Annotated in this window: 6 protein-coding genes and 2 pseudogenes; all 8 read right to left on the bottom strand. The window is 65.9% G+C overall.

Annotation, left to right across the window (positions count from 1 at the left end):
• Window positions 1-599, bottom strand: a pseudogene (locus ASG64_RS22270) (pyruvate carboxylase); the annotation flags it as partial.
• Window positions 600-711: 112 nt separating this feature from the next.
• Window positions 712-2,217: pseudogene (locus tag ASG64_RS22180) on the bottom strand (ATP-binding protein); the annotation flags it as partial.
• A gap of 1 nt (window position 2,218) precedes the next feature.
• Window positions 2,219-3,064: ATP-binding protein (locus tag ASG64_RS22175; RefSeq protein ID WP_442971175.1), on the bottom strand; the 846-nt coding region annotated here is incomplete at its 3' end.
• 201 nt (window positions 3,065-3,265) lie between these two features.
• Entirely contained in the window at window positions 3,266-4,312 is a 1,047-nt protein-coding gene (locus ASG64_RS21040) for a 2-hydroxyacid dehydrogenase (RefSeq protein ID WP_056076482.1), read from the bottom strand.
• Window positions 4,309-5,235 carry a hydroxymethylglutaryl-CoA lyase gene (locus tag ASG64_RS21035; protein WP_056076478.1) on the bottom strand — a complete coding sequence of 309 codons (927 nt, stop codon included), beginning with the start codon at window positions 5,233-5,235 and terminating at the stop codon, window positions 4,309-4,311. The genes ASG64_RS21040 and ASG64_RS21035 overlap by 4 nt, the downstream gene beginning before the upstream one ends.
• Window positions 5,232-6,437 (bottom strand): CaiB/BaiF CoA transferase family protein, encoded by a 1,206-nt coding sequence (locus ASG64_RS21030; protein ID WP_056076473.1) that lies wholly within the window; start codon window positions 6,435-6,437, stop codon window positions 5,232-5,234. The genes ASG64_RS21035 and ASG64_RS21030 overlap by 4 nt, the downstream gene beginning before the upstream one ends.
• A gap of 17 nt (window positions 6,438-6,454) precedes the next feature.
• Window positions 6,455-7,876, bottom strand: coding sequence for a GntP family permease (locus ASG64_RS21025; RefSeq protein WP_056076470.1), 1,422 nt, complete (start codon window positions 7,874-7,876; stop codon window positions 6,455-6,457).
• A 425-nt stretch (window positions 7,877-8,301) separates the two neighbouring features.
• Complete coding sequence (locus ASG64_RS21020; protein WP_056076467.1) at window positions 8,302-9,090, bottom strand: IclR family transcriptional regulator; 789 nt, start codon at window positions 9,088-9,090, stop codon at window positions 8,302-8,304.
• Between the last annotated feature and the right edge of the window lie 382 nt (window positions 9,091-9,472).

Below are 9,472 nucleotides of genomic sequence, written 5' to 3'. Positions count from 1 at the left end.
AGATGATTGAGCCGATCACGCCGCTCCGCCGACGTGCCCGAGAGCAGCACCTCGTCCTGCGTCGTCAACGTCGCCTCCCCACGCCCGGCGCCGCGCCCYKCCAACGCGGTGGTGCGGAACGGTTCCGGCCACCCRCCGGCCGGGGTGCCCAGATCACCGCGCAGGAACCCGATCACCGAATCGGGAATGTCGAACTTCCCCGGATCCGCCGCGAAGTCCTCCATCGACACCCCCGCCCCCACCAGGTGCAACGCCAGATCGCCCACGACCTTCGACGACGGCGTCACCTTGATCAACCGGCCCAGCAACCGGTCCGCGTCCGCGTACGCCTTCTCCACGTCCTCGAACCGGTCCCCCAGCCCCAACGCGATGGCCTGCTGACGCAAGTTGGACAGCTGCCCACCGGGGATCTCGTGGGTGTAGACGCGGCCGGTCGGGGCGGGGAGCCCGGACTCGAACGGGGCGTACACCTTTCGGATCGCCTCCCAGTAGGGCTCCAGATCGCACACCGCCGCCAGATCCAACCCGGTGTCCCGCTCGGTGTGCGCCGCCGCCGCGACGATCGCCGACAACGCCGGCTGACTGGTCGTGCCCGCCATCGACGCCGACGCCCCGTCCACAGCGTCCGCCCCGGCCTCCCACGCCGCCATCCTTCACTCTTCTGCAGGCGTAGCCGGCTGCGGTGAGCCCCGGTCTGGTCGTGCCCGCCATCGACGCCGACGCCCCGTCCACAGCGTCCGCCCCGGCCTCCCACGCCGCCAGATACGTCGCCAACTGACCACCCGGAGTGTCGTGGGTGTGCACGTGCACCGGCAGGTCGAAATTCTTGCGCAGCGCCGACACCAACGTCGCCGCCGCCGGCGCCCGAAGAAGCCCCGCCATGTCCTTGATCGCCAACACGTGCGCTCCGGCGTCGACGATCTGCTCCGCCAACCGCAGGTAGTAGTCCAGGGTGTAGAGCTTCTCGCCGGGGTTCGACAGGTCACCGGTGTACGACATCGCCACCTCGGCGATCGTCGTGCCCGTCTCACGGACAGCGTCGATCGCCGGGCGCATCTGGTCGACGTTGTTCAGCGCGTCGAAGATGCGGAAGATGTCCACACCCGTCGCCGCCGCCTCCTCCACGAACGCTGTCGTCACCCGCTCCGGGTACGGGGTGTAGCCGACGGTATTACGCCCGCGCAGCAACATCTGCAGGGCGATGTTCGGCACCGCCTCCCGCAACGCCGCCAACCGCTCCCACGGATCCTCGTGCAAGAACCGCAACGCCACGTCGTACGTCGCACCGCCCCAGCACTCGATCGACAACAACTCCGGCGTCAACCTCGCCACATGCGGCGCCACCGCCAGCAGGCCGGTGGTGCGAACCCTCGTGGCGAGCAACGACTGATGTGCATCACGAAACGTTGTGTCCGTCAACGCCAGTGCGCGTTGTTCCCGCAGCGACCGCGCGAAACCGTCGGGGCCCAACTCGAGCAGTCGCTGCCGCGATCCTGCCGGCGGGGCAGCGTTCAGGTCGGTCGCGGGGAGCTTGTCGCGCGGATACACCTCCGTGGGGCGCCGCCCGTGCGGGGAGTTGACGGTGACATCGGCCAGGTACCGCAGGATCTTCGTCCCCCGGTCCCCGGAGATGTTCGCAGCAAGCAGGTTCGGGCGTTCCTCGATGAACGAGGTGGTGACATGACCGGCCCGGAAATCGGGATCGGCGAGCACCCCCTGGAGGAACGACATGTTCGTCGACACACCGCGGATGCGGAACTCCGCCAACGCGCGCCGCGACCGCGCCACCGCATCTTCGAACGTGCGTCCACGGCAGGTCAGCTTCACCAGCATCGAGTCGAAGTACGCCGACACCTCCGCACCCAGCGTGGTCCCGCCGTCGAGACGGATCCCGGCACCGCCCGGGGTCCGGTACGCGGTGATGCGGCCGGTGTCCGGGCGGAACCCGTTCGCCGGGTCTTCGGTCGTGATGCGGCACTGCATCGCCGCACCGCGGATTCGGATGTCTTCCTGCCGCAACCCGAGATCCTCGAGGGACTCCCCCGAGGCGATCCGCAACTGCGACTGCACCAGGTCGACATCGGTGATCTCCTCGGTCACCGTGTGCTCGACCTGGATCCGCGGATTCATCTCGATGAACACATGATTGCCGTCCCGGTCCACCAGGAACTCCACCGTGCCCGCACACGAGTACCCGATCTTCCGCGCGAACGCCACNCCGCGGATTCATCTCGATGAACACATGATTGCCGTCCCGGTCCACCAGGAACTCCACCGTGCCCGCACACGAGTACCCGATCTTCCGCGCGAACGCCACTGCGTCACTGCACAACCGGGCACGCAGTTCGTCCGAGATGTTCGGCGCCGGCGCCAGCTCGACCACCTTCTGGTGACGACGCTGCACCGAGCAGTCCCGCTCGAACAGATGCATCACGTTGCCGTGGGTGTCCGCGAGGATCTGCACCTCGATGTGGCGCGGCTCGACCACCGCCTGCTCCAGGAACACCGTCGCATCACCGAACGCCGACTCCGCCTCGCGCGCCGCCGCCTCGATCGCCTCTCGCAACCCCGACGGCTCCGCGACGCGCCGCATCCCGCGGCCACCGCCGCCGGCGACCGCTTTGACGAACACGGGGAACGTCATCGACTCCGACGCCGCCACCAACGCATCGACGTCCGTCGACGGCTCCGAGGACGCCAACACCGGCAGCCCGGCGTCCTTCGCCGCCGCGATCGCCCGCGCCTTGTTGCCCGTCAGCTCCAGCACCTGCGCCGACGGGCCCACGAACGTGATGCGCGCCTCCGCGCACGCCGCCGCCAACTCCGGATTCTCCGACAGGAACCCGTACCCCGGGTAGATCGCGTCGGCACCCGACCGCTTCGCCGCATCGACGATCAGATCCACCGAGAGGTAGTTGCGGACCGGATGGCCCGGCTCGCCGATCTCGTAGGCCTCGTCGGCCTTGGTCCGGTGCACCGAATTGCGGTCCTCGAACGGGAACACCGCCACCGTCTGCGCCTCGAGTTCGTACGCCGCACGAAACGCTCGGACGGTGCACCGAATTGCGGTCCTCGAACGGGAACACCGCCACCGTCTGCGCCTCGAGTTCGTACGCCGCACGAAACGCTCGGATCGCGATCTCGCCGCGATTGGCCACCAACACCTTGGAAAACAACGACTATCCCTTCGACTGACAAATTTGTGTTGTACGAATGCCCTCGAACCGAACTCGGCCGGCGTGCTGCGCCGCCATTCGAGCTGCTGTCACGGCAAGGCTGTGGACGGTCGTCCGAGGACGTCGGCGTCCGTCATCTCGCCGACGCCGTGAGACCAGGCTTCGCTGTTGACCGGATGGGGTGGTAGCACCCCGTTTGCCATGGCAACCGCGTTCTCCGCACACAGCGTTGCCATCTTCGCCCGCACTTTCACGGTCGCGCTCCCGAGGTGCGGGAGCAGGACGGCGTTGTCGGCCTGCGCTAGTCCCGGAGCGAGGTCGGGTTCCGCTTCGTAGACGTCGAGGCCGGCTGCGGTGATATCGCCGTCGCGAAGGGCTACGACGAGTGCGGCCTCGTCGACGACCGGTCCGCGGGCGGTGTTGATCAGGATCGCCGACGGCTTCATGGCACGTAGGACATTCGCGTCGACGAGGTGGTGAGTGGCCGGGGTGAGCGGGACGTGCAGGGACAGGAAGTCGCTGTCGGCGACGAGGTCGTCCCAGCCGACGTGGTGGACACGGTCGGCAAGGGATCCGAGTTCCTCGTCGGTGACCGGTCTGTCGCCGGGTGGGCGAGGGCAGAAGTTGACGGTCATGCCGAAGCCGAGCGCGCGTTCCGCGGTGGCGCGGGCGATGCGGCCGAAGCCGGCGAGCCCGAGTACCGAGCCGGACACATCGCTGCCCAGCAGTAGCTCCGGTTCCCATCCGCGGAAGCGCCCGGCACGTACGTAGGTGTCGGCTTCGACGGCGCGCCGTGCGGTGGCCAGTATGAGCAGCAGTGCGATGTCGGCGGTGGCATCGGTGAGGACACCGGGGGTGTTCGCGACGACTATTCCCTGTGCGGTGGCCGCCGAGACGTCGATGTTGTCGCACCCGACAGCGTAGTTTGAGATTCCGGTCAGACGGGCTTCGGACAGCAGTTCGGCGTCGAACCGGTCGCGCAGTTGGGCCACCACCACCGAGTAGTTGCCGGAGGCGCATGCGTCCGCCAGCTCGGGCGGCGACATCGGACGGACATCGACGTGGATGTCCGGATCCGCGGTGAGCAGTGTCATGCCGGGCCGAGGGAGCGGCGTGGTCACCAGGATGGCGCTCATATGACCCATTCGAACGCTCGGGCCGTGGACCGGGCGCCCTGCACTGCCTTCGATCGCATGGGTTCGCCGAGTTCGGCGAGGAGCTTCTCCGACAGGTGGACCAGACTCGCGAGGATGTTGGGGGTGAACCAGTCCGGCCGGGTGGCGAACAGGATGTCCTCGGTGGAGGTGTTGCCGCTGGCGCCGGGCGCGAAGGGGCATCCGCCGAGTCCGCCCAGTGCGCCGTCGACGAGAGTGGCTCCCGCAGTGATGGCCGCGAGGGTGTTCGCCACGCCGAGTCCCCAGGTGTCGTGGCCGTGGAATACGATTCTGCGTTCCGGACTCTCCGCCGCGACGCGTCGAATCAGTGAGGACACCTGCGCGGGAACGGCTTGGCCGAGAGTGTCACACACGACGATGTCCACTGCGCCTCGGGCGCGGACGTCGTTCGCGATCTGCAGTACTCGTTCCTCACTGATCCGGCCTTCGAAGGGACAGGTGAAGGAGGTGGCGATGCACAGTTCGACCTGCCCGCCAACTGAGCGAGCAATGTCGACTGCATCGGGCATGGCAGCGAGGCTGGCGTCGGTGGTCCGTCCGATGTTCGCCTGGTTGTGCGAATCGGACGCGGAGAAGCAGTACTGGAAGTTGCGGGCTCCGGCGGCAGCGGCCTTGTCCACGTGTCGCGGTGTCGCGACCCAGACCCAGCAACGTTCCAGTTCCTCGGCCGTGAGTTCCTGGATCACTTCCAGGGTGTTGGCCATCGGCGGGACCTTGTCCGGGCGGGCGAGCGAGCCGATCTCGATGGCGGGCACACCTGCCGTCAGCAGATCCCGGACGACCCCGAGTTTGCGATCGGTCGAAAGCATTTTGCCGGTCAGTTGCAGCCCGTCGCGCAAGGTGACGTCGCGGAGTTCGGCGGTGGGGGTGAAGGTGTCGGTCATGCGGTCATCTCCTCGTCGGTCCTGCCGAGCAGCGTCGACAGAACTTCCTGCGTGTGTTGGCCGAGGTCGGGTCCTACCGATCTGATGGGCAGCGAGGCGCCACCGATTACGGGAACGATGCCGACGAACCCCACGTCGGTCGGGTCGGTGCTTCCGATATCGACGGGAAAGTTCTGGATCATGTTGCGGGCTTTGTACTGTTCATCGGCGACGATGTCGGCGGCGGTGTAGATCGGTCCGGACGGGACGCCGGCGGCGTCGAGGATCGCCAGTGCTTCCGCGCGTGAGTGCAGCGCGGTCCATGCGCCGATGGCCGCATCGAGTTCGTCGCGGCGGTTCCACCGACCGGCATTGGTGGCCAGGTCCGGGTCCGCCCCGAGGTCCGGACGCTCGATGGTGTCCATGTAGCGCTGGAAGATGGCGTCGCCGTTGCCGGCGATGATGATCGATTGACCGTCGTTACACGGGTATGCATTCGAGGGCGCTATGCCTTCCATGCGGCCACCGACGCGTTCACGTTCGACACCGTAGGCGAGGTAGTCGGGGATCAGCGATTCCATCATCGACAGGATCGACTCGTTGAGTGCGACATCGATCGAGCGTTGCTGCAGCGACAGTTCACCTTTCGCAGTCTGGCGTTGAAACAGGGCCATCACGCAGCCGAAGGCGGCGTAAAGGCCGGCGATGGAGTCACCAATCGATACTCCGACGCGCACCGGTGGTCGGTCGGGGTCGCCGACGAGGTTGCGGAATCCTCCGTAGGCTTCGGCGACGGCAGCGAAGCCGGGGCGCTCGGACATCGGCCCCGTCTGCCCGAAGGCGGAGATGCGGGTGATGATGAGGTCGGGGTTGTTCTCGCTCAACACTTCTGGCGAGAGTCCCCACTTCTCGAGGGTGCCGGGCCGGAAGTTCTCCAGGACGATATCGCACTGTGCGGCGAGGTCGAGCACGTCCTGTCGGCCCTGCTCGGTGCGCAGATCGAGCACGATCGACTTCTTGTTGCGGTTGATCGTGCGGTAGAGCATCGAGGTGGTGCCGGAGTAGAGGCGCCAGTTACGCAGTTCGTCGCCGGTGTCGGGTCGCTCGACCTTGATGACCTCGGCGCCGAAGTCAGCGAGCATGCGTGCGGCGGTGGGCGCCGCGATGTAATTGCCGAGTTCGAGAACTCGTATCCCGCTCAGGGGGAGATCGGTGTCGTTCATGGTGTTCCCTTCTGCGCTCACAGCACGAAGCTCATGGGCATGATCAGCAGGATGGCGATGACGGAGGCGACCGAGACGCCTACCGAGCAGGTCTTGAGGGTGCCTCGGGTGCTCTGGCCCATCAGGGACTGGAGCAGCCAGAACGTGTTGCTGGTGACGTGGACGGCGAACAGGGATCCGGCACCGGCGGCGAGCGCGATGAACACCGGATCGAGCCCGATGAGCGGCGCGACCGGAGCGAGAATGCCGGCGGAAGTGATGGCGGAGATGGTCACCGACCCGACCGCGACGTGTAGCGCGGCAGCGATGATCCAGACCATCAGCAGGGGCGCGGCGGTGTTGGCGGTGAAATACTGACCGAGGATGTCGCCGAGACCGGCCTCGTTGATCATCGCGGCGAGGGAGCCACCGACACCGGTGAGAAGCAGGATCTGCCCGCTCTCGGCGAAGCCACGCGCAAGCGCCTCCTCCACGCGTTTCTGGCCGACATGATAGCGGCCGATGAGGCAGGTACCGACCAGGCCGATGAGGAGCGCGATGACGGGGCTGGCGATGAATTCGATTATGGGTTGGGATGTCTCGGCGACTTCGAGGACGGCTCCGGTGGCGATGAGTACGAGGGAGAGCAGCAGGGGCGAGAGCAGGACGATCAGGCGTGTCTGCTTTTCGGTGCGCAGTTTCTCGGCGACAGCCCCTCCCCGGCCGGCACCGGTGCCGGCCGCGTCCGGCGACTCGCCGGTACCGACAGTGTCATCGTCGGTCGGGGTGTCGGTCGGCGCCGCGATAATGTTCATCTGCTGCTCGTCCTTGTCCTCGTTCCACCAGCCGTGGCGGAAGACGAAGGACATGACGGCGACCGAGAGTACGACCACGGGGACGATCAGCACGAAGCCGTAGATCATCATCTTGCCGAGGGGGACTCCGAGGAGTCCGGCGAGGGCCAGGGCTGCGACGCCGGGAACCATGAAGACGATGCCGCACTCGAGGGCGATGGCCAGCGCCGTGGCCATCCGCGCAGTGCCGTACTTACCGATCTTCGGAGCGACATTGCGGGCCAGCGGCGCCGAGATCACCAGCAGCACGTCGAGGAAGATCGACTGCAGAAGGGTGGCGATGGTCAGGGACAAGGCGTAGGGCAACCGCTTGGGCCCGAACGTGCGCAACAACGTTCCCACCAGCCGTTGGATGGCGTTCATCTCCTGCAGCACCGAGCCCATCAGGACTCCGAACCCAATCAGCAGGCCGACCTCGGCCATGATCTCGCCGAAGCCTCCGGTGATCGTGTCCACCGTCGCCGACACACCGAGCTGGGTGGCCAGACCCAGGTACGCCGCGCCGAGAACCAGCGAGATGACGGGGTTGAAATGAAAACGAACGATGAACACGACCACCGCGAGCACTGCCACCGCGGTGTTGATCACGATCCACATGTCGGACATTGGGGAACTTCCTACGAGTTGTGAGTGCCGTCATGCCCTAATGCGGGTGTGATGCGCCACACTGTCGCTCACATTATGGGCATAGATTCATCTTGTGAGCAAGACCCTGTCAGTTTTCGGATCGTTGGACTGGCAGGCCTCATGGACGGGAGGCCGCAACCGTCACCGTGAATGCGTCCGGCCGACCATGAGGCCCCGACGGGAAGAGGTATCTCGTACGATTAAATTCGAGCCGCCGCGGTGCTATGAACCGCGGCCCTACCCGGCGAGGGTGGTCTCGACACCAGGCGCGTTGTCGAAAAACCGCTGTCGGCGGCTCGCAAGGGAGGAGCCGGCGCGTTCACGTGAGACGGCTACGTCGCAGCCAACTCGTAGCAATGACTTCCGCTGAGCCCGATAGGTCGAGGCACGAGCGTGACGCGGTCTCAGACGGATGCAGGGTACCTGCCGCCGAGTGTGCGAGTGATCTGTTCAGCGTGGGAGACCACCAGGTCCACCCACTCCTCGCACTTTTCCTGAGGCATGCGCACTGTGGGCCCGCTGACCAGCACCGCCCCGATGATCTCAGCGGCGGAATTGAACACCGGCGCAGACAGACCCGATGCGCCGGTCTCCCGCTCGCCGGTCGAGATCGCGTAACCGTCCGACCGTGCCTGCTGCACCAGTTCCCGAAGTCGACCAGTCTCGGTGATCGTCAGATCTGTGATCGACTCCAGCTTGTCCGCCAGCACTCGTTCAGCCAACTCAGGATCGTAAGCGAGCAGCACGCGGCTGGCCGATCCTGCATTCAGTGGAATCACTTTGCCCACGTACATGTCTCGGCGTAACGCATGGCGTGTCTCGGCGATCGCTACACACACACGGTAATTCTGTTCCGCGCGAAAGAAGCAGGCCGTTTCCGTGGTCACGTCTCGCAGGTTCTTGAGAACCGGGTTGACCACCGAGAGAATATCGAGATCTTTCATCGACGTCGCTGCCCAGTACGCCATCCGCACACCGATACGGATCTGATCACCACTGCGGTCGAGGAACCCCTGCTGCACCATGTTCGTCACCAACCGCTGGACCGTCGAAGTCGGGATGCCCGTGGTCTGGTGCAACTCCCCTAGCGTCATGGACGGGCGATCGAAAGAGAACGCATCGAGAATCTCGGTTATCTTCCCCAACACCAACAATGGTTGCAGCTTGCCGGAGGCTGCGTTCTCGGTGCTCACAACGCCGACGATACTCGACGCCTCTGTTGCGTCACGTGATTCTATCCCGACGAACGGAGGGGTCGCACGCGCTGCGCCTTTGCCTCACCGCTGTACCGGCTTCCCGACTGAGGCTCAGTCTGGTGTGCCACTTCAGGTCGCGGTGCCGACTAAAGGAAGCGATCCAGGCAGCCGTCACCACCGAAGTCATCGACGTCAACCCCTTCGCGCGTATCCCGCCAGACTCGGGTGGAGCGTGCGACGGTTCGCTGACCGGCTATGGCACTGCAAGGGCGCCGTCATTAGCGGACCAGGTACGGTCCTTTAACCTGCCCTCGACACGTGCTGTGTTCCGAGTGCAGAGCGGGCCGGTGACCGCGCCGTGGTGGACGCCCATGGCTAC

Origin of the sequence: Rhodococcus sp. Leaf247 (genome assembly GCF_001426185.1) — a bacterium.
GTDB lineage: Bacteria > Actinomycetota > Actinomycetes > Mycobacteriales > Mycobacteriaceae > Rhodococcoides.
This window is presented reverse-complemented; position numbering and strand designations above follow the sequence as displayed.

Bases quoted from the DNA above. Each gene is read 5' to 3' on its own strand.
- ASG64_RS21025 (WP_056076470.1), bottom strand. From the start codon at position 7,876: ATGTCCGACATGTGGATCGTGATCAACACCGCGGTGGCAGTGCTCGCG.
- ASG64_RS21030 (WP_056076473.1), bottom strand. From the start codon at position 6,437: ATGAACGACACCGATCTCCCCCTGAGCGGGATACGAGTTCTCGAACTC.
- ASG64_RS21040 (WP_056076482.1), bottom strand. From the start codon at position 4,312: ATGAGCGCCATCCTGGTGACCACGCCGCTCCCTCGGCCCGGCATGACA.
- ASG64_RS21035 (WP_056076478.1), bottom strand. From the start codon at position 5,235: ATGACCGACACCTTCACCCCCACCGCCGAACTCCGCGACGTCACCTTG.